Below are 19494 nucleotides of genomic sequence, written 5' to 3'. Positions count from 1 at the left end.
GCCATCTCTTAGGAGGGTGGCGGTCGCAAGCACGTACGGCGCAGCGCTTACCATCCTCTCCGTGCCCAAACTGACTGACCTGCCGAAACGGATCTTGATCGGCCGCGCCCTGCGCAGCGACAAGTTGGGAGAGACGCTCCTCCCCAAGAGGCTGGCGCTTCCGGTGTTCGCCTCCGACCCGCTGTCGTCGGTCGCGTACGCGCCCGGCGAAGTGCTGCTGGTGCTGTCGATCGCGGGCGCGTCCGCCTACCACTTCAGCCCATGGATCGCGGTCGCGGTCGTCGTGCTGATGTTCACCGTCGTGGCCTCCTACCGGCAGAACGTGCACGCCTACCCGTCCGGCGGCGGCGACTACGAGGTCGCCACCACCAACCTCGGGCCGAAGGCGGGTCTCACCGTCGCGAGCGCGCTGCTCGTCGACTACGTGCTGACCGTCGCCGTGTCCGTTGCCTCGGGTATCGAGAACCTCGGCTCGGCCGTGCCGTTCTTCGCCACCCACAAGGTGCTGGGCGCGGTCAGCATGATCTTCCTGCTGATGGTGATGAACCTGCGCGGTGTGCGCGAGTCCGGGTCGATCTTCGCGATCCCGACCTACGCGTTCGTCGCCGGCGTCTTCTGCATGATCCTCTGGGGCTGCTTCAAGATCGCCACCGGCGACACCATGGAGGCGCCCACCGCGCACTACACGATCCATGCCGAGGTCAGCGGTATCGGCGGCTTCGCCCTGGTCTTCCTGCTGCTACGGGCCTTCTCCTCCGGCTGTGCCGCGCTCACCGGGGTCGAGGCCATCAGCAACGGCGTCCCGGCGTTCCAGAAGCCCAAGTCCAAGAACGCCGCCACCACGCTCGCCGCCATGGGCGTGCTCGCCGTCACCATGTTCTGCGGCATCATCGCGCTGGCCATGTACACCAAGGTCAGGATGGCCGAGAACCCGGCGACCGACCTGCTGGTCGACGGCAAGCCGGTCGGCGCCGGCTACACCCAGGACCCGGTCATCGCGCAGGTCGCGGAAGCCGTCTTCGGGCACAACTCGATCCCGTTCATCTTCCTGGCCGCCGTCACCGCGCTCGTCCTGTTCCTGGCGGCCAACACCGCGTACAACGGCTTCCCGGTCCTCGGCTCGATCCTCGCCCAGGACCGCTACCTGCCGCGCCAGCTGCACACCCGTGGTGACCGGCTGGCCTTCTCCAACGGCATCGTGGTGCTGGCCGGCTTCGCCGCCGTCCTGGTCTACATCTACGGCGCCGACTCGACCCGGCTGATCCAGCTGTACATCGTCGGCGTCTTCGTCTCGTTCACGCTCAGCCAGATCGGCATGGTCCGGCACTGGAACCGCCACCTGCGCAGCGAGACCGACACCGCCAAGCGCCGCCACATGTTCCGCTCCCGGGCGATCAACACCTTCGGCGCCTTCTTCACCGGCATGGTGCTGATCATCGTCCTGCTGACGAAGTTCACCCACGGCGCCTGGGTCGCCGTCCTCGGCATGGTGCTCTTCTACGGGATGATGACCGCCATCCGGCGCCACTACGACCGGGTCTCCGAGGAGATCGCCGCGGGCGAAGAGCGCACCGACGAGGAGGTGCGCCCGTCCCGGGTGCACTCGATCATCCTGGTCTCCAAGGTCCACAAGCCGACGCTGCGCGCCCTGGCCTACGCCAAGCTGATGCGCTCCGACACCCTCGAAGCGCTCAGCATCAACGTCGACCCGGCCGACACCAAGGCCCTGCAGGCCGACTGGACCCGGCGCGGCATCGACGTACCGCTGAAGGTGCTGGACTCGCCCTACCGCGAGATCACCCGCCCGATCATCGAGTACGTGAAGGGCCTGCGGCGCGCCAGCCCGCGCGACGTGGTCAGCGTCTACATCCCCGAGTACGTCGTCGGCCACTGGTACGAGCACCTGCTCCACAACCAGAGCGCCCTGCGGCTCAAGGGCCGGCTGCTCTTCACCCCCGGCGTCATGGTCACCTCGGTGCCGTGGCAGCTGGACTCCTCCGAGCGGGCCAAGGTCAGGGCGCGCAAGCGGGCCGACTGGAACGCCCCCGGCGCGATCCGGCGCGGCCCGGTCAGCCCCCCGAAGCGGGACCGGGAGAACACCGGCCAGAAGTAGGCCGTCAGGCGCGGGGTGCGGCGGGACGTAGACTGGTGAGCTGCCGTTCTACGGTCCCGCCCGCACCACCCCGCCGCACCACCTCTCGCAGGAGCCTGTTCATCATGCAGAACCGTACGAAGGAACAGGCCGACGAGCTGGTCGGGGAGCGTTACGAGGTCGAGGTCGGACCCGTCGCGCACGGCGGTCACTGCATCGCACGTCACGAAGGACGGGTTCTCTTCGTCCGGCACGCACTGCCCGGTGAGCGCGTCGTCGCCAAGGTCACCGAGGGCGGCCCGGACTCCAAGTTCCTGCGCGCCGACGCCGTGGAGATCCTCCAGGCGTCCCCCGACCGCGTCCAGGCGCCCTGCCCGTACTCCGGCCCCGGCGCCTGCGGCGGCTGCGACTGGCAGCACGTCGCTCCCGGCGCCCAGCGCCGGCTGAAGGTCGACGTCATCACCGAGCAGCTCAGCCGCCTCGCGGGTCTCACCCCGCAGGACGCCGGCTGGGACGGCACCGTCGAGCCCGCGCCCGGTGACAAGGGCGTCGAGGGCAAGGTGCCCGCATGGCGCACCCGCGTGCAGTTCGCCGTCGACGCCGAGGGCTACGCGGGACTGCGCCGCCACCGCTCGCACGAGATCGAGCGGATCGACCAGTGCCTGATCGCTGCTCCCGGCGTCACCGAGCTGGGCATCGAGACCCGCGAGTGGCCGGACACCGCGTCGGTCGAGGCCATCGCGGCGACCGGCTCCAACGACCGCCAGGTCATTGTCACCCCCACGCCCGAGGGCCGGCTTCCGATCGTCGAGCTGGACCGGCCGGTCTCGGTCGCCCGCGTCGACGAGCAGGGCGGCGTCCACAAGGTGCACGGCCGCGGCTTCGTGCGCGAGCGCGCCGTCGGCCGCACCTGGCGGGTCGGCTCCGGCGGCTTCTGGCAGGTCCACCCGCAGGCACCCGACCTGCTGGCCGCAGCGGTCCTGGACGGCCTCCAGCCGCGTGACGGCGACACCGCCCTCGACCTGTACTGCGGCGTCGGCCTGTTCGCCGGCGCGATCGCCGAGAAGGTCGGCGAGACCGGCGCGGTGCTGGGCATCGAGTCCGGAAAGCGCGCGGTGGAGGACGCCCGGCACAACCTGGCCGATCTGGAGCGCGTACGGATCGAGCACGGCAAGGTCGAGACCGTACTGCCGCGCACCAAGATCACCGAGGCCGACCTGATCGTCCTCGACCCCCCGCGGGTCGGCGCCGGCAAGTCCACCGTCAAGCACCTCGCCTCGCTCGGCGCCCGCCGCATCGCCTACGTCGCCTGCGACCCGGCCGCGCTCGCACGCGACCTGGCGTACTTCGCGGAGGCGGGCTACCAGCCGGTCTCGATGCGCGCCTTCGACCTCTTCCCGCTCACGCACCACGTCGAGTGCGTCGCGATCCTGGCGCCGGTGGCGAAGACGGCCTGAACAGGGCTTGAGCGCAGGCACTCATCATCCGGTATCGACCTCGCTGGAGGTCGATACCGGGTTGGATCGCCATAGCGAGTCTCCGAAGGCCGCAGACTTGCATGACCGAACCCGTAAGATCACCTGATGGCGTGAACCAGCCAAATACATTTGTCCGTGTCTGTGAGTCAGTCCGCTGCGGGAAAATGGCCCGCGATGACCGCCACCAGCAGCGATCCGGAACCGCGACCGGACGGGTACAGCCCCTTCGCCCACCTCACCGTGCAGAACACCGGTCTCTACCGTCAGGTGATGCGGGCATTCGTCATGGCCAAGGAGCGGTTCGCCGTACATCTGCGTCCAGAGGACGTGCATGCCGCCCTACCGACCGAGTTGCGGCCCGCTGAGCTGGACGTCGTGGTCAAAGCGCTGGACAGCCTCGTCGGTTGGGGCAATCTCCGCGCCGACCCCGACACTGCTCGTGTCACCGCTGTCGAGGATTTCTACCGAAAGCGGTTCATTTACCAGCTCACTCGAGCCGGCGAAGCGGCTGAGGAGGCTTTGGGCGCCTATGACGAGGCGCTGGGGCGGCGCGGCGCGCTGCAGGCCGTCGCCCTGCATGACATCGTCACCCAATTGCGGGCCCTCCTCGTGCTGGCGGCAGAGGAACAGCCTGATCAAGCCAAAACACACCTGGCACTTGACGCGCTCGCGAGCAGATTCACCGCCCTCGCCGACAACGCCCGCGCCTTCATGGGGTCTCTCCAGCGGACCATCGACCTCCACGACGTCGAAGAGGACGTCTTCCTCGCCTACAAGGACAGACTGATCCAGTACCTGGAGCGGTTCATCCAGGACCTGATCACCCTCGGAGGGCGCATCGCCCAGCTGATTCTGGAATTGGAGGAATCCGAGAGAATTGAGCCGCTGCTGCGGGCCGCCGCCGCCCGCGAGGCGGTGGACGCTTCGCCGGAGGAGGCCGAACACGCCGAGCGCGAGGCGTACGACCGGTGGGCTGGGCGCTGGACCGGCCTTGCCGCATGGTTCATCAGCCGGGAGGGGCGTGAGTCCCAGACCAGACTGCTGCGTGGCCGGGCCCTCGGCGCGATCCCCCAGCTCCTGGCCGTCGTACGTTCGCTGAACGAGCGCAGGGCCGGGCGCTCCGACCGGTCAGCCGACTTCCGCACACTCGCCCGCTGGTTCGCGGAGGCACCCGATGACGACGCCCGGCACCGGCTGTGGCGCACCGCCTTCGGGCTGTACCCCGCACGGCACCTCACCGTCGATGCCGACGCCCTCGCGGTCCGCGTAGCGCGGCCGGTTCCCGCCGCCACCCCGTGGGCCGAAGCCGAGCCACTGCGGATCAGCGCCCAACTGCGCCGCACCGGTAGCTATGAGCGGCGCGGCAAGCCCCGCAAGGTCGAGGATCGGGCGGCGCCTCGCCGTAGGCTCGCCGAGGTGGCCGCCAAGCAGGCTGCCGAGATCGCAGCGGCTCGCACCAGGCTTGTCACCGACGGGGTCACCCGGCTCTCCGGGCTCGGCGAACTCGACCCCGCGTCCTTCGGGCTCTTCCTCCAACTGCTCGGCGATGCGCTGGCCACCTGGCGGCCCGGTATGCGACACACGAGGGCCACGAGCAACGACGGATCCATGGAGATCCGGCTCAGCGCACTCGCCGATGGCACCGCCGCCGAGATCCGGACGCCCGGAGGCGCGTTCCGTGGTCCTGACCACCTCATCGAGATCATCGACCTGGCGGAGGGGGACCGCGAACGATGAACAGCACCCCGCTCGCCGAAGTGCTCGACGGCCAGCACGCCGCCGATCTCCGCAGAGCAGCCCGCAATCCTCCTCAAACAGCCGCTCCTGCTCGCCCGTGGCCGCTATGCCGACGAGTTCCGCCTTGTCCGCCGGCACGCCTCCGAACTGCGCGAATGGTTCGACCGCAATACCGGCTGGTCCCTCCAGACAGATGCCGAGGCGGCCCGCCTGCGCAAAGTACCCGGCGTACTCACCGACCCCACCCACCCCGCCCGCGAGACGAGTCGTGCGGCCGCTCCCTTCACGCGCCGCCGCTACGTCCTGCTCTGCCTCGCGCTCGCCGCCCTGGAACGCGGAGAGGCGCAGATCGCCCTCGGCCGCCTCGCCGATCAAGTCGTCCTCGACGCCGCCGACCCCCAACTCGCCCGGGCGGGGATTCAGTTCACTCTGGACCGCCGCGACGAGCGCCTCGACCTCGCCGCCGTCGTGCGGCTCCTGCTCAGCCTCGGTGTGCTGCTTCGCGTCGCCGGAGACGAGGAGGCGTACGTCAGCGGAGCCGGCGACGTGTTGTACGACGTTGAACGGAGGGTGTTGGCGGGGTTGCTCGCCGCCCGTCGCGGCCCCTCCACAGTGCACGCCGAAACCCTCATGGGCCGCCTGACCGAACTCGTCGCTGAGACCGCCCTGGACAGTGACGAACTGCGCTTTCGAGCGATGCGACGCTCACTGACCCGCCGACTTCTGGACGACCCGGTGCTCTACTACGACGAACTGAACGACGCCGAACTCGGCTATCTGACCCGGCAGCGAGGGTTCATCACCGCTCGGATCACCGAGCTGACGGGGCTGGTGGCCGAGGTGCGGGCCGAAGGCATCGCGATGGTCGACCCTGACGACGATCTCACCGATGTGCGGATGCCCGAACAGGGCACCCACGGCCACATCACGCTGCTGCTCGCGGAGCATCTGGCCGCGGCGGGCGGTCCGGTGACCTGGGGACGGCTGGCGCTCAGAGTCAGGGAACTCGCGGCCGAGCACGGCGGATTCTGGTCCAAGTCCGCGCGCGAGCCCGGTATGGAAGCCGAACTCGTGGACCAGGCAGTCGCCCGGCTCGCCTCCCTCGGGCTCGTCGTCCGTACGGCCCATGAGGTGGCGCCGCGCCCGGCCCTGGCTCGGTACGCGGTCGGTAAGACCGTCGTACTGGAACCCAGCACCGCCCGTATGCCCGCGCAGCGAAAGGCCGGCACCCTGTGACTACACTCCCCGAACCACTGCGATCTCGCTGGCAACCCCTGCGCATCGGACTCGTCGACCTCTTCCACTACGACGTGGAGGAATTCCACTTCCGCGACGGACGCCTTCTCCTGCGGGGGAACAACGGCACCGGCAAGTCCAAGGTGCTCGCCCTGACGCTGCCCTTTCTGCTCGATGGCGACCTCAGCTCACGCCGCGTCGAGCCGGACGGCGATCCGGGCAAGAGGATGGAGTGGAACCTGCTCCTCGGCGGCGAGTACCCGCACTCCGAGCGGCTCGGCTACACGTGGATCGAGTTCGGCAGGCTCGACGAGCCCAGCGGCGATCGGCACTTCCGTACGCTGGTCTGCGGACTCAAGGCTGTCAGCGGGCGGGGCATCGCCCGCCACTGGTACGCCCTCACCCACCAGCGCGTCGACCACCGCCCGCAGGCGCACGCCGAGACCTCTTTCAGCCTGCTCGACGCCACCGGAACCGCCCTCTCCCGGGACCGGCTCGCCGAGGCCATTGCCGGCCACGGGATGGTGTACGACCAGGCCAAGACCTATCGCAGGGCCGTCGACGAGGCACTCTTCGGACTCGGCGAGCAGCGCTACGGCGCCCTGGTGGACCTGCTCATCCAACTGCGCCAGCCGCAACTGTCCAAGCGCCCCAACGAGGCGGCCTTGTCCCGCGCCCTCACCGAGGCGCTGCCGCCCATGGACCAGGCGGTCATCGCCGATGTGGCCGAGGCATTCCGCTCGCTGGACGAGGAGAAGGAGGAACTGGTGGCGGCCTCGGCCGCCGAGCGGGCCGCTGCCGCCTTCTTGGAGCACTACCGGCGCTATGCCCGCATCGCCACGCGGCGGCGAGCCCGCCTCCCGCGCGCTGAGCACTCCCGCTACGAGCACCTTCAGCGAGACCTCGCGGAGGCGCAGACCCAACAGACCCGCGCCCAGCAGGAACGGGCGGGTGCCGAGGAGCGGATAGCTGCACTCGAGGAGACCCAGGCACGACTACGCGCCCAGGACGCCGCCTTGCGCGAAGGCCCCGAAATGCGCAGCGCCCGGGCGCTCGAGCAGGCAGCGACGGCGGCGGAGCGGACCGCTCGAGCCCTGGATCGGGCCCGCGACGACCGGGATCAGGCAGCAGGCCTGCACACCCGGGCACTCGGGCGAGTCGGAGCAGCAGAGAACCGGCTGCGCGCCGCCCAGCAGCTGGCCGGGGAGACGCTCCGTCAGGCGGGGGAAGCAGCCGCCGCCGCCCGGATCGCAATGCCCGGAGACGACAGGTTGCCCGAGACTGAACTGCGGCGCATGACGCAGGAGTCGGTGGACCGTGGGCAGCGTGCGCTCGCCCACGCGGAGGAGCTCGCAGACGCGGCCGAGCGGGCGGCCGCGGAGCGACGCCAGGCATCCGTCCGCCTCGACGAGTCGGATGCCGACCTCGACGAGGCCACCGAGGCGCAGGGCAAGGCGGAGGAAGCCGCTGCTAGTTCCGGACAGGCTCTGCTGGAGGACGTGCGAGAACGGTCCCGCAGATGGACCGAGTTGACCTATCCGGACCTCTCCGGCCTGCTCGACGAACTTCAGGAGTGGACGCAGCACGTCGACGGGCCTTACCCGGCCCGCGCGCACGCGGCACGGGCCCACAGTGCCGCCTCACGGCAGCTGGCCGACGAGGCGGCCGAAGCAGCACGTCGGGCCGCGGAGTTGGCGGTACGCACCGGTCAGGTACGCCAGGAACTGACCGCACTGGAGGCCGGCGGCCGACGTGGCCCCCAGACCCCGCCCACCCGCACGCCGGGCCTGCGCGAGCGGCTGCCCGGTGCGCCGCTGTGGCGGCTGGTGGACTTCCACGACAGCGTGCCGGAACAGGAGCGTGCCGGGTTGGAGGCGGCGCTGGAGGCCTCCGGGCTGCTGGACGCCTGGGTACTCCCCGACGGCTCCACCCTCGCCGCGGACGGGCACGACGTACTCCTCTCCCCGGCCACCGGGCCGGTGGCCGGGCCCTCACTCGGCGGTCTGCTGCGCCCGGCCGTGGATCATGGCGATGCGCAGGCTGCGGCAGTGGCCGAGGCCACGGTGGTACGGCTCCTCGCCGCCATCGGTGCGACAGGGGAGAGCGGCGCCGGCACGTGGGCGGTACCTGACGGACGCTTCCGTGTCGGTACACTCACCGGCCGTTGGGCCAAGGCCGCCGCCGAGTACATCGGCGAGGGTGCGCGGGAGGCGGCGAGGCGGACCCGTATCGCCGTCCTGAACGCCGAACTCGAACAACTCCAGCACGAGAACCACACCGTCACGGCGCAGTCCGAGGCGTTGTCCGCGCGCCGCCGAACCCTCGACGCCGAGCTGGCCGACGTACCCGACGAAAGCAACCTCACCCGAGCACACGCCCACGTGATCGCCGCCGCGGAGACGGTACGCAGGGGCCGGATGCGGCGTGAGGAACGGGCCGCGGCCCTCGCAGAGGCGGTGGGACGGGCTGAGCGGGCCGCCGCCGAACTCACCGGGACCACCGCTGATCTGGGCCTGCCCGCCGACCGGGATGGGCTTGCTGCCGTCCGCCGGGCCCACGTCTCCCTGGCCGTCTCCCTGGCCGCCCTGTGGCCAACCCTGCGCGAACGCGGCGACGCCGCCCGCCAAGCGGCAGAGGAACGTGCCGAGGCCCTGCAGGCGGGGGAGCGGACCGCCGAACTCACGCTGCGCGCAGAGGAGGCCGGGCGCGAGGCGGCAACAGCGGACGAGCGCCACACCACGCTGCGCTCCACCGTCGGCGCGGCCGTCGCCGAGCTCCAGCGACGGCTCACCGAGACTGCCGAAGCCCTGCGCACCTGCGACGCCGACCAGCGACTTACCCACAAGAGACATGCCGAGGCCGACCGAGAAGCAAGTAAGGCCGAAGGCAGGATCGAGCAGTTGGAGAAGGGGCTCACCGAAGCGGCCGCGGCACGGGCGGAAGCCATCGCGGGCCTGCAGCGCTTCACCGCCACCGGCTTGATCCCAGTCGCCCTTCCGGAACTCTCCGTACCCGACGCGGACGAAGGGCCCTGGGCGGCAACACCCGCCATCGCTCTCGCCCGTGCCATCGAGTCCGGGCTGGCGACGACCGACGACTCGGAAGCGGCCTGGGAACGCGTACAGCGCCGGTTGAGCGAGGAGCTCAAAACCCTGCAGGACACCCTGTCCCGGCACGGGCACACGGCCTCTGCCCGCATGGTGGAGGACGGCATGGTGGTCGACATCGTCTATCAGGGCCGGGAACGTGCCGTCCCCGAACTCGCCGAGGCACTCACCGCCGAGGTCGGCGAACTCACCCGCATTCTGTCCGCCCATGAACGGGAGATCCTTGAAACGCATCTGATCACCGAGGTCGCGGGCACCCTCCAAGAACTCATCGGGGCTGCCGAACGGCAGGTGCGGGACATGAACGCCGAACTGGAGGAGCGCCCCACCTCCACCGGCATGAAACTGCGGCTGGTCTGGCGGGCCTCCCGGAAGGCTCCCTCCGGTCTTGGCCAGGCCCGTGAACGTCTGCGTCAGTCCGCCGATGCCTGGACCGCAGAGGACCGGAGGGCAGTCGGCGAGTTCCTGCAGACGCAGATCGCCCGGCAGCAGACCGACGACACCTCCGGCAGCTGGCTCGAATACCTCACCGCCGCACTCGATTACCGCTCCTGGCACGAATTCGGGGTCGAGCGCCATCAACAAGGCCGCTGGGTCCCGGCCACCGGGCCGGCCTCGGGGGGCGAGCGGGTCCTCGCCGTTTCCGTGCCGCTGTTCGCCGCGGCCTCCTCGCACTACGCGAGCGCGAGCAGCCCGTACGCGCCTCGGCTGGTCACCCTGGACGAGGCCTTCGCGGGTGTGGACGACGACTCGCGCGCCAAGTGCCTTGGTCTGTTGCATGCCTTCGATCTCGACGTGGTGATGACCAGCGAACGAGAGTGGGCCTGCTACCCACAGGTGCCGGGCATCGCCATCGCGCAGCTTTCGCGGATCGACGAGGTGGCGGCGGTCCTCGTCACCCGCTGGGAATGGGACGGTGTCAGACGGCAGCGTCATGAGGACCCGGTGCGGTCGCAGAGCCAGGATTCCGACGGGCATGAGACATACGCCGAAGCCGAGCCATTGTGGACCTGACATCCCACGAAGCCGAGGTCGACGTGGACCGGCTACGCCGTCTGTTGGGGGACCCCGATCTCAGCTGGCTGGTCGACCGTGCACACCGACGTCTGGAACGGGGACGGTCGCTCACCGGCCCGGTCTCTCTCAGCGCACCAACGCCGGCCCAGCGGGCGTCCGCCGAGCGGCTGCTCGGCCGCTCTCCCGGTGCCGGGCGCTCCCTGAGCATTCGGCTCGACGAAGTGGACGCCGTCCTGCGCCGCTCCGGCATCAGCCCCGACGGCCTGGCCGCAGCGGTGGCTGCGCTCAGTGGGCCGGTCGTCCCGCTCGGCCCCGCCCGCCAGTCCCAGGACCGGGCCTGGCAGAAGGCTTACGCACCCATCGATGCCCTCGCGGACCAGCTCCCGGCCCTTGCCGCATGGGCCGTCCGGCTCCGCGGTGACGGCCTGGTACGACGCCTGGCCGGCTCCCCCGATACGGCGCACACCCTCCTCAGCCAGGTCTCCATCGCCCTCCGCTCCCTCCCTGCCGAGCCGCCGGTGTCGCTTGCCGCTTTCGCGGCCCGAGTCCTCGGCAGCGCCCACGCGTTGGACGACGGAACTCCGCTCGCCACTCTCACTCTGGCCGGTCTTCGCGCACTGACCGGGTTCCCCGACGGGTCGGGCGCTGCGTGGCGCCGGGAGGCGTGGGCATCGGCTGGTGTCCTTCGCGACGAGCTGTCCTCGACCGTCCTCACCTTGAACTTGCGAGGCACTCCCGCCCTGGACTGGATGGCCGACGCAGGCGAACCGTCCGTTCTGACGCTACGACAGCTCATCCGTTGCCCGCCGGCGCTTGCAGCTCCGACTGTCCGAATCTGCGAGAACCCGGCCGTTCTCGCGGCGGCGGCCGATGCGTACGGCACTCGGTCCGCACCACTCGTGTGCCTTCAAGGGCAGCCGTCCGCGGCCGCCCTTACCTTGCTGCGCCATCTGCAGGAGCGCGGGGCAGCGCTCCTGTACCACGGGGACTTCGACTGGGGCGGGCTGCGCATCGCCTCCGTACTGCTGCGTCACGTCCCCTGGCTACCTTGGCACTACACGGCCACCGACTACCGCATCGCAGCCGCGGCGTCCCCCGGAGGACCGCCGCTCACCGGCTTGCGGGTCGAGGCTCCATGGGATCCGGATCTGTCGCCGGCTCTCTTGGAACTGGGAGTCCGTGTCGAGGAGGAGACCATCCTGGACGTGCTGCTGTCCGACCTCGGGAACCCGGTCTGACACGGCCGCGATGGCAAGGAGCCTCCCGCCTTCTCCCTGAATCGCACGTGATCGTCGGGCTGACCTTTCGATCTGGAAGCGCATCGGCTCGCCCAGAGCCGCGCGTGCTCCGTCGAAGTCGGCCAGCCGTGCGGCCACGGTCGCCACCGCGAGCCGCTGCGGGAGGGCGGCCGAGAACTTCAGTCCGTGTACCGCGCGGTGGTCGACGTCCGGGAGGACGAGGACGGCCTCGCCACCCTCGGTCGTCGCCCGCGAAGGCGTGCACCTCGTCGTCGACGACCGCCCGAATACCGCCCAGCAGGTGGGCGTGGTCGGTCTTCACGCCGATGAGCATGGCCTCCAGCGACTCGGGTGTATTGAGCAGAATGTCCGGTGAATCGGTACGAATGCGCACAGAGGTACCGGACCAGCCGTGCTCGGACAGGGCCGGGGTCTACTCCGTGGCCATCGCGGCGAGCTTGAGCACGGTGTTCCAGTTGCGGGCCGTTGCGGTCACCCCCAGTTTCTTGTCGGTGAACAGCAGGGCGAGCCGGGACTTCTGGATGCCGGTCGGCAGGTGCAGATAGATCTCGGTCGGGGCCTTGGGGTCGGCGAGCCGGAACTCCTCCGGCGTGTAGGCCGCGGGGTCGATGGCGGTCAGCCGCTTCTCCTCCGGCGGGCCGGACAGGAAGGTCACCAGGAACCGGGACGGCTCGACGCCGTCCATGTCGAACGGATTGTCGTCGACCACCCGCTGGAGGTCGGCACCGTCCCGCACGAGGCAGCGGATGGTGAGCCCCAGCTCCTCGCTGATGCGCGCCTCCAGGGCGGTGGCCAGCTCGGCCGGGTCGGCCCGGAGGTGGCCGAAGACGGCGTTGCCGCTCTGGAGATGAGTCCTGACGTCCGTACAGTCCAGCCCGGCCAGCAGCTCGCGCAGGGTCTGCATCGGCACCTTGTTCTTGCCGCCCACATTGATCCCGCGGAGCAGCGCCACATAGCTCGTCACGCGGCCCACCGTAGACCAGGGCTCGGACAATGCCTCAGACCTCAGACTCAGACCTCAGGCTCCGGTGACCGGGGCGCGCCCGAGCAGGCCTGTGGGATGGGGTTCGGCCGCTTCGACGACCACGGCCGTGAGGCCGGTGTCGGTCCAGGTCTCATGGTCCTCACCGGCTGCCCAGCAGGCGGTCCGGCCCGTGGTGATCGGAACCGCTCTGCCGTCCGCGCCGCTCACCCAGCCGTCGCCCGCGACCACGGTCAGTGCCTGTGGGATCGTCGCCTCGTGCCGGCCGAGGCGGCCGCCGGGGGCCAGGTGCATGAGGCTCACCGCGACCACGGCCGACCCGGAGCCGGAGCCGGGGTTTCGGTGGATACTCACGTGGCGCACGCCATGGCTGCCGTACGAGGTCAGATCGATGCCCGCTTCGGGGCCGGAATCCTTGATCTCCATACCGTCATCCTGCCGGGCTTCGCCCGTTCGGAGGACGCCGGGGCTGACGTAACGGTTCGGCAGGGGTGGCGCTGGCTACGTTCGCGGATATGAACCTCACGAGTGAGCGTCCCGCTGTCACCGAACTGCGGTTGTCCGCCTTCAAGTCGCACCGGGGCGCGAGCTTCGCACTGGGTCCGCTCACCCTGCTCGCGGGCGCCAGCGGGACCGGGAAATCGAGCGTCATGGAGGCGCTGACCGCGCTGGGGCGACTGGCCGGCGGGGAGACACTGAGCGAGGTGTTCGACGGGTCGGGGGAAGTGCCGGGGAGCGTGCGCGGCGGGGCCGCGGCCTGTGTGCCGCAGGGCGCGCAGCCGGACGCCGAAGGGCGGCGCGGATTCCGGATCGGCTGCACGGTCACCGGCCCCGTCGGGCCGGTCCGGCTGGATGTGGCCGTACAGGCCGAGCCCGAACTGCGCATCGTCGGCGAGCGGTTGACCGGCGCCGGGGAGACGCTGCTGACCACCGCGCTGCGCGACCCGGAACGGCGCACCGTCCAGGCGGCCTGGCACACGGCGGGGTTGGTACCCGTCACCCGCGCGCCGCTCCCCGACGACCTGTTGGCGACGGCGCTGCTGCCGCTGCGGGTGGCGGGTCGCACCGAGGGCCAGCGGTTGGTGCTGGCGGCGGTGGAACAACTGGTGCTGGCGTTACGCGGGGTGTTCCCGGTGGACCCCCGGCCGGAGACCATGCGGGCGCCGGTGGACATCGGGGACGGGATGCTCCGTCGCGGCTGCGAGAACCTCTCGGCGGTCCTGGCCAGGACCGAGGGGGAGTGCCGTACGCGGCATGCGGCGCTGGTGCGGGCCATGCGGGAGGTCTGCAGCCCGCCGGTCGACGGGCTGACCGTTCTGCGCTCCCGCCCGGCCGGGGCCGATCGCGGTGCCGAACTGCGGTCGGTGATCGCGGCCGTGGACCGCGGGCCGCTGGGGCTGGTGCCGGTGGACCGGCTGGGGGACGGGGAACTGCGGTTCCTGGCCATCGCGTTGGTCCTGCTCACCGGGCCTGGGGTGCTGGCGGTCGACACGAGCGCCGAACTCCTGCCGGCCGCCCAGGTGCTGACGGTGCTCAGCGACGGCCTCGACCTGGGGGTGGACCGCCGGCAGTCCCGTGAGCTGCTCTCCCTGGCGGGCATGGCGGCCGAGCGTGGCCACATCCGGCTGCTGGGATCGGTGCACGACGCTTCGGTCGCCGAGGGGTTGGGCGGGGTGTCGGTCATCGACTTCGTCCGTCCGCGGCGTCCGGAGCCGGGAGAGGCGGAGGCGGGGACGTCGGGGATGGCGGGGACGTCGGGGACGGTGGGGTCGGCGCGGCCGGTGGGGTCGGCGCGGCCGGTGGGTGACGAATCCGGGGCGAAGCCTGAAACCGGGCCCGGGACGGAGCCGGGGACGGAGCCGGGGACGGAGCCGGGGGAGCGGGTGCCCGCGCGGTCGGCGCCGACGATGCGGTAGATCTTGGCGGATGAGTGAGGATCTGCAGGCGCTGCAGCGCCGTCTGACCGCCTTCGCGGCGGCCAGGCGCTGGCAGCAGTACCACGTACCCAAGAACCTGGCCGCGGCGTTGAGCGTCGAGGCGTCCGAACTGCTGGAGATCTTCCAGTGGATGACCCCGGAGGAGGCGGGCCGGGTGATGGAGGACGCCGGGACCGCGCACCGCGTGGAGGACGAGGTGGCGGACGTCCTGGCGTATCTGCTGCAGTTCTGCGCGGTGCTGGAGATCGACGTACTGAAGGCGCTCGCGGCGAAGATCGACCGTAATGAATCGCGCTTCCCGACGCCGGCGGGGGACGAAGGGCCGGGGACTCTTCACTCGACCGGGTGACCGGGATATCCACAACCGGCGGGTAATCCACAGGCGCCGGGACCCCCCTTCCGCTCGCGGCCACCGACCGTCACTCTGGGTAACAGGTCGGTGGCTCGCAGCGGCAGGGGGAGGACATCATGGACGCGGTACGGCTCATCCTGGCGACCCGGCACGCGCTCGAACAGGCGTGGCAGGTCCAGGACCTGATCACGGAGGCGTGGCAGGCACAGGCACTCGCGGAGGCGGTGGGCGGCCATCTCGCCCTGCACGGGCCGCCGGAACTGCGGGCCGCCGGCTACTCGGTGTGCGAGGCGGGCGGCCCGGCCTGCGGACCGGCGGGGCTCTCGGGCCTCCCAGGTGCCCGGACGGACACCGTCCGGGCGGCGATACTCACCGGCGTGCGGGAGCCGGCCCGTGCGCTGACGGAGTTGCGGGACCTGCTGTCGCAGCTGTGCGCGGCCCTCGTGGGAGTGGCCTGTTCCGCGGAGGACGAGGCGGTGTACTGGCAGTGCATCGATGCGGTGGACGCCGCCGAGGACTCCAAGGACCGCGTCTGCGCGCTGCTCGGCGCGCTCGGCTCATGAAACGGGGTCCGGCCTGCCCTGGACGAGGCTGCCCCCGCCAGAAGGCTGCAGACGCGAGGACTGCAGACCCGAAGGCTGCAGACCTGAAGACTGCAGATCGGCGTCGAGGTCGGCGAGGTCGGCGTCGAGAGAGGCCATCAGCTCCTCCATCTGCTGCAGCAGACCTTCGGGAGCGGCGGCCGGCGGATGTGCCCCGGCTTCCTGTTCGGGCACGGTCTTCTGGGACATGGCGGCCTCCTGGGGCCCGGGGGCCGGGCGTTCCGACTCCGCCCCGAGCCAACGATCACGGGATGCGGCGGTCACTGCGGCCGTGCCCCGTGGGGAGGCGATGGGGTGGATATTCACCCGCCGGTGCACAAGATCGGTGGCGCCGTAACGCGTGGTTGACGTGCGAGGCGGTCCGGCGTGGAGGATGGGAGGCATGGATCTTCGTATTTTCACCGAGCCCCAGCAGGGGGCCACCTACGACACCCTCCTCACGGTCGCCAAGGCCACCGAGGAGCTCGGATTCGACGCCTTCTACCGCTCGGACCACTACGTGAGCATGGGCGGCGGAGACGGGCTGCCCGGCCCGACGGACGCCTGGATCACTCTTGCCGGGCTGGCCCGCGAGACCAGCCGCATCAGGCTCGGCACCCTGATGACGGCCGGCACCTTCCGGCTGCCCGGTGTCCTGGCCATCCAGGTCGCCCAGGTGGACCAGATGTCGGGCGGGCGCGTCGAACTGGGTCTGGGGGCCGGCTGGTACGAGAGGGAGCACACCGCATACGGCATCCCGTTCCCGAAGGAGAAGTTCGGCCGACTGGAGGAGCAGTTGGCGATCGTGACCGGCCTGTGGGCCACACCCGCCGGTGAGACCTTCGACTTCGACGGGAAGTACTACCAGCTCAAGGATTCGCCCGCGCTGCCCAAGCCGGTCCAGGCGAAGATCCCGGTGCTGATCGGCGGGCACGGCGCCAAGCGGACTCCGGCCCTGGCCGCCCGGTACGCGGACGAGTTCAACATCCCGTTCGCGTCCGTCGAGGACAGTAGGCGGCAGTTCGGCCGGGTGCGCGAGGCGGCCGAGGCGGAGGGTCGGAAGGAGGACGAGCTGGTGTACTCCAACGCCCTGGTCGTCTGCGTCGGCAGGAACGACGCCGAGGTCGCGCGCCGTGCGGCGGCCATCGGCCGGGAGGTCGACGAGCTGAAGGCCAACGGACTGGCCGGGTCCCCGGCCGAGGTGATCGACAGGATCGGCCAGTACGCGGCGACCGGCTCGACCCGCTTCTACCTCCAGATCCTCGACCTCGGCGATCTGGACCAGCTGGAACTGATCTCCGCCGAGGTCCAGTCCCAACTGACCTGACCCACTGAAACAACGAGTCCGAAACCTTGACCACGATCCCTGCCCGTTCCGAACCCGTACCGATCCAAGGAGCAACCGCCATGCTGCCCGACCTGACGCTGGGCACCCCGCTCGTCCTGGACGGCGGGCTGTCCAACCAACTCGCCGCCCAGGGCTGTGATCTGTCCGATCCGCTCTGGTCCGCCCGGCTGCTGGCCGATGCGCCCGAGCAGATCGAGGCGGCGCACGCGGCCTATGTCCGGGCGGGCGCGCAGGTGCTCATCACCTCCAGTTACCAGGCGACCTACGAGGGCTTCGCCCGCCGGGGGACGGGACGGGAGGAGGCGTCGGCGCTGCTGCGGCGCAGCGTCGAGCTGGCGCGGAGCGCCGCGGGCGGTCGCGCCGGCGTGCTGGTGGCGGCGTCCGTCGGTCCGTACGGGGCGATGCTGGCGGACGGCAGCGAATACCGGGGCCGGTACGGGTTGAGCGTGCGGGAGCTGGAGCGCTTCCACCGGCCGCGGATCGAGACGCTGGCCGCGGCCGGCCCCGATCTGCTCGCCCTGGAGACGGTGCCGGACACGGACGAGGCGGAGGCACTGCTGCGCGCGGTCGAGGGGATCGGCGTGCCGGTCTGGCTCTCGTTCAGCATCGAGGGCGACCGGACCCGCGCCGGACAGCCGCTGGAGGAGGCCTTCGCGCTGGCCGCCGCGCGGGACGAGGTGGTCGCGGTCGGCGTCAACTGCTGCGCCCCGCGGGACGCGGACCGCGCCGTGGCGCTCGCCGCGGAGGTGTCCGGAAAGCCCGTCGTCGTCTATCCGAACAGCGGCGAGGAGTGGGACGCGCAGGCGCGGAAGTGGCAGGGCGCGGTGACGTTCGAGGCTTCGCGGGTCCGGGACTGGCAGACCGCGGGCGCCCGGCTGATCGGCGGCTGCTGCCGGGTCGGGCCGGATCAGATCTCCGCGCTGGCGGAGGTGATGCGTCAGGAGGTGTGACACCCTGCCGGGCACGCGCCCGGCGCCTGCCGGACACCGGGCCGGGCCACCGGCCCTGCCACCGTAGATCCGCTCCACACGTCCATCCGGTACCGGGTGTGCATGGGGTGTGCGATGCGTCTGTGAGAGGGGAAGGACTGTGTCCATGGGCTTTCACGTGGATTCCGAGGCCGGGCGGCTGCGCCGCGTCATCCTTCATCGACCCGACCTTGAACTGAAGCGGCTCACCCCGTCCAACAAGGACGCGCTGCTCTTCGACGACCTGTTGTGGGTGCGCCGGGCGCGCGCGGAGCACGACGGTTTCGCGGATGTGCTGCGCGACCGCGGGGTCGAGGTCCACCTCTTCGGCGACCTGTTGCGGGAGGCGCTGGCGGTGCCGGAGGCGCGGGCTCTGGTGCTGGACCGGGTCTTCGACGAGAAGGAGTACGGGCCGATGGCCACCGGCCATCTGCGCGCGTCGTTCGACGAGCTGCCCGTGCCCGACCTGGTCGAGGCACTGGTCGGCGGGATGACCAAGCGGGAGTTCCTCGAGCGGTTCGCCGAACCCACCTCGGTGCTCTTCCACGCCAAGCGCCTGGACGATTTCCTGCTCAATCCGCTGCCGAACCACATCTTCACCCGGGACACCTCGGCCTGGGTCTACGACGGGGTCAGCATCAACGCGATGCGCTGGCCGGCCCGCCAGCGCGAGACCGTGCACTTCGAGGCGATCTACCAGCACCATCCGCTGTTCGCCGGTGGCGGCTTCCACATCTGGTCGGAGGGGCAGGCGGACTATCCGTCCACCATCGAGGGTGGTGACGTCCTGGTCATCGGCAATGGGGCGGTGCTCATCGGGATGAGCGAGAGAACGACCCCGCAGGCGGTGGAAATGCTCGCGCAGGGCCTGTTCGCGGCGGGTTCCGCGCGCACGATCGTGGCCCTGGACATGCCCAAGAAGCGGGCGTTCATGCACCTGGACACCGTGATGACCATGGTGGACGGCGACACCTTCACCAAGTACGCCGGGCTGGGGATGCTGCGCTCGTACTCGATCGAGCCGGGAGCGGGGGACCGGGACCTGAAGGTCACCGATCATCCGGCGGAGCACATGAACCGCGCGATCGCGGCGGCGCTGGGCCTGGACGACATCCAGGTGCTCAGCGCGACGCAGGACGTGCACTCGGCGGAGCGCGAGCAGTGGGACGACGGGTGCAATGTGCTCGCCGTCGAGCCGGGGGTGGTGGTGGCCTACGAGCGGAACGTCACGACCAACACCTTCCTGCGCAAACGCGGGATCGAGGTGATCGAGATCCCGGGGAGCGAGCTGGGCCGGGGCCGCGGTGGCCCGCGCTGTATGAGCTGCCCCATCGAAAGAGACGCGGTTCAGTGAGCGGAGAGGCGGGCCGGTAGATCTGTATAAACATGTCATTGATCGT

At 70.6% G+C, this 19494-nt stretch carries 15 protein-coding genes; 12 read left to right on the top strand and 3 right to left on the bottom strand.

Going from position 1 to position 19494, the window contains the following annotated elements:
- The first annotated feature begins 61 nt into the window (after nucleotides 1-61).
- The 6 genes from AC07DC_RS24785 to AC07DC_RS24760 all read left to right on the top strand — a co-directional run bounded on the left by AC07DC_RS24785 (nucleotide 62) and on the right by AC07DC_RS24760 (nucleotide 11905).
- Nucleotides 62-2113: an APC family permease gene (locus AC07DC_RS24785; protein ID WP_478916662.1), complete on the top strand. Its 2052-nt coding sequence runs from the start codon at nucleotides 62-64 to the stop codon at nucleotides 2111-2113.
- Between the two features lie 104 nt (nucleotides 2114-2217).
- A complete protein-coding gene (locus tag AC07DC_RS24780) occupies nucleotides 2218-3549 on the top strand; it encodes a class I SAM-dependent RNA methyltransferase (protein ID WP_478916661.1) in 1332 nt (443 codons plus the stop codon).
- Between the two features lie 195 nt (nucleotides 3550-3744).
- The gene (locus tag AC07DC_RS24775) at nucleotides 3745-5307 is read left to right on the top strand and encodes a TIGR02677 family protein (protein ID WP_478916659.1); all 1563 of its coding nucleotides are present in this window, start codon (nucleotides 3745-3747) and stop codon (nucleotides 5305-5307) included.
- Between the two features lie 45 nt (nucleotides 5308-5352).
- On the top strand, nucleotides 5353-6543 hold the full coding sequence (locus tag AC07DC_RS24770; RefSeq protein ID WP_478916780.1) for a TIGR02678 family protein: 1191 nt from the start codon (nucleotides 5353-5355) through the stop codon (nucleotides 6541-6543).
- Nucleotides 6540-10664, top strand: a complete 4125-nt coding sequence (locus AC07DC_RS24765; RefSeq protein ID WP_478916657.1) for a TIGR02680 family protein — start codon at nucleotides 6540-6542, stop codon at nucleotides 10662-10664. Before AC07DC_RS24770 ends, AC07DC_RS24765 begins: the two co-directional genes overlap by 4 nt.
- On the top strand, nucleotides 10655-11905 hold the full coding sequence (locus AC07DC_RS24760) for a TIGR02679 family protein (protein ID WP_478916656.1): 1251 nt from the start codon (nucleotides 10655-10657) through the stop codon (nucleotides 11903-11905). Before AC07DC_RS24765 ends, AC07DC_RS24760 begins: the two co-directional genes overlap by 10 nt.
- A gap of 433 nt (nucleotides 11906-12338) precedes the next feature.
- On the opposite strand, the gene AC07DC_RS24755 is transcribed toward AC07DC_RS24760, so the two are convergent.
- Together AC07DC_RS24755 and AC07DC_RS24750 are read right to left on the bottom strand one after the other, a co-directional pair.
- A complete protein-coding gene (locus AC07DC_RS24755; protein ID WP_478916655.1) occupies nucleotides 12339-12890 on the bottom strand; it encodes a DUF1697 domain-containing protein in 552 nt (183 codons plus the stop codon).
- Between the two features lie 54 nt (nucleotides 12891-12944).
- Entirely contained in the window at nucleotides 12945-13334 is a 390-nt protein-coding gene (locus AC07DC_RS24750; protein ID WP_478916654.1) for a hypothetical protein, read from the bottom strand.
- An 89-nt stretch (nucleotides 13335-13423) separates the two neighbouring features.
- Here AC07DC_RS24750 and AC07DC_RS24745 point away from each other — a divergent pair, with 89 nt between their 5' ends.
- The 3 genes from AC07DC_RS24745 to AC07DC_RS24735 all read left to right on the top strand — a co-directional run bounded on the left by AC07DC_RS24745 (nucleotide 13424) and on the right by AC07DC_RS24735 (nucleotide 15760).
- Nucleotides 13424-14824 carry an AAA family ATPase gene (locus AC07DC_RS24745; protein ID WP_478916653.1) on the top strand — a complete coding sequence of 467 codons (1401 nt, stop codon included), beginning with the start codon at nucleotides 13424-13426 and terminating at the stop codon, nucleotides 14822-14824.
- A gap of 10 nt (nucleotides 14825-14834) precedes the next feature.
- Nucleotides 14835-15194 (top strand): nucleotide pyrophosphohydrolase, encoded by a 360-nt coding sequence (locus AC07DC_RS24740; RefSeq protein ID WP_478916652.1) that lies wholly within the window; start codon nucleotides 14835-14837, stop codon nucleotides 15192-15194.
- Nucleotides 15195-15313: 119 nt separating this feature from the next.
- Nucleotides 15314-15760 carry a DUF6099 family protein gene (locus AC07DC_RS24735; RefSeq protein WP_478916651.1) on the top strand — a complete coding sequence of 149 codons (447 nt, stop codon included), beginning with the start codon at nucleotides 15314-15316 and terminating at the stop codon, nucleotides 15758-15760.
- On the opposite strand, the gene AC07DC_RS24730 is transcribed toward AC07DC_RS24735, so the two are convergent.
- Entirely contained in the window at nucleotides 15755-15988 is a 234-nt protein-coding gene (locus AC07DC_RS24730; protein ID WP_478916650.1) for a hypothetical protein, read from the bottom strand. The genes AC07DC_RS24735 and AC07DC_RS24730 overlap by 6 nt on opposite strands.
- Nucleotides 15989-16181: 193 nt before the next feature.
- Between AC07DC_RS24730 and AC07DC_RS24725 the strand changes: the two genes are divergently transcribed.
- The 3 genes from AC07DC_RS24725 to AC07DC_RS24715 all read left to right on the top strand — a co-directional run bounded on the left by AC07DC_RS24725 (nucleotide 16182) and on the right by AC07DC_RS24715 (nucleotide 19448).
- A complete protein-coding gene (locus AC07DC_RS24725; RefSeq protein ID WP_478916649.1) occupies nucleotides 16182-17105 on the top strand; it encodes an LLM class F420-dependent oxidoreductase in 924 nt (307 codons plus the stop codon).
- An 80-nt stretch (nucleotides 17106-17185) separates the two neighbouring features.
- Nucleotides 17186-18076, top strand: coding sequence for a homocysteine S-methyltransferase (mmuM, locus tag AC07DC_RS24720; protein ID WP_478916648.1), 891 nt, complete (start codon nucleotides 17186-17188; stop codon nucleotides 18074-18076).
- A gap of 145 nt (nucleotides 18077-18221) precedes the next feature.
- Nucleotides 18222-19448, top strand: a complete 1227-nt coding sequence (locus tag AC07DC_RS24715; RefSeq protein WP_478916647.1) for an arginine deiminase — start codon at nucleotides 18222-18224, stop codon at nucleotides 19446-19448.
- Nucleotides 19449-19494 lie beyond the last annotated feature (46 nt).

The organism is Streptomyces sp. NPDC045021 (assembly GCF_056432645.1).
This window is presented reverse-complemented; position numbering and strand designations above follow the sequence as displayed.

Excerpts from the sequence above, each read along its gene's own strand:
- AC07DC_RS24715 (WP_478916647.1), top strand. The coding sequence starts at position 18,222 with ATGGGCTTTCACGTGGATTCCGAGGCCGGGCGGCTGCGCCGCGTCATC.
- mmuM (WP_478916648.1), top strand. The coding sequence starts at position 17,186 with ATGCTGCCCGACCTGACGCTGGGCACCCCGCTCGTCCTGGACGGCGGG.
- AC07DC_RS24735 (WP_478916651.1), top strand. The coding sequence starts at position 15,314 with ATGGACGCGGTACGGCTCATCCTGGCGACCCGGCACGCGCTCGAACAG.
- AC07DC_RS24775 (WP_478916659.1), top strand. The coding sequence starts at position 3,745 with ATGACCGCCACCAGCAGCGATCCGGAACCGCGACCGGACGGGTACAGC.
- AC07DC_RS24780 (WP_478916661.1), top strand. The coding sequence starts at position 2,218 with ATGCAGAACCGTACGAAGGAACAGGCCGACGAGCTGGTCGGGGAGCGT.
- AC07DC_RS24725 (WP_478916649.1), top strand. The coding sequence starts at position 16,182 with ATGGATCTTCGTATTTTCACCGAGCCCCAGCAGGGGGCCACCTACGAC.
- AC07DC_RS24740 (WP_478916652.1), top strand. The coding sequence starts at position 14,835 with ATGAGTGAGGATCTGCAGGCGCTGCAGCGCCGTCTGACCGCCTTCGCG.
- AC07DC_RS24730 (WP_478916650.1), bottom strand. The coding sequence starts at position 15,988 with ATGTCCCAGAAGACCGTGCCCGAACAGGAAGCCGGGGCACATCCGCCG.
- AC07DC_RS24750 (WP_478916654.1), bottom strand. The coding sequence starts at position 13,334 with ATGGAGATCAAGGATTCCGGCCCCGAAGCGGGCATCGATCTGACCTCG.
- AC07DC_RS24745 (WP_478916653.1), top strand. The coding sequence starts at position 13,424 with ATGAACCTCACGAGTGAGCGTCCCGCTGTCACCGAACTGCGGTTGTCC.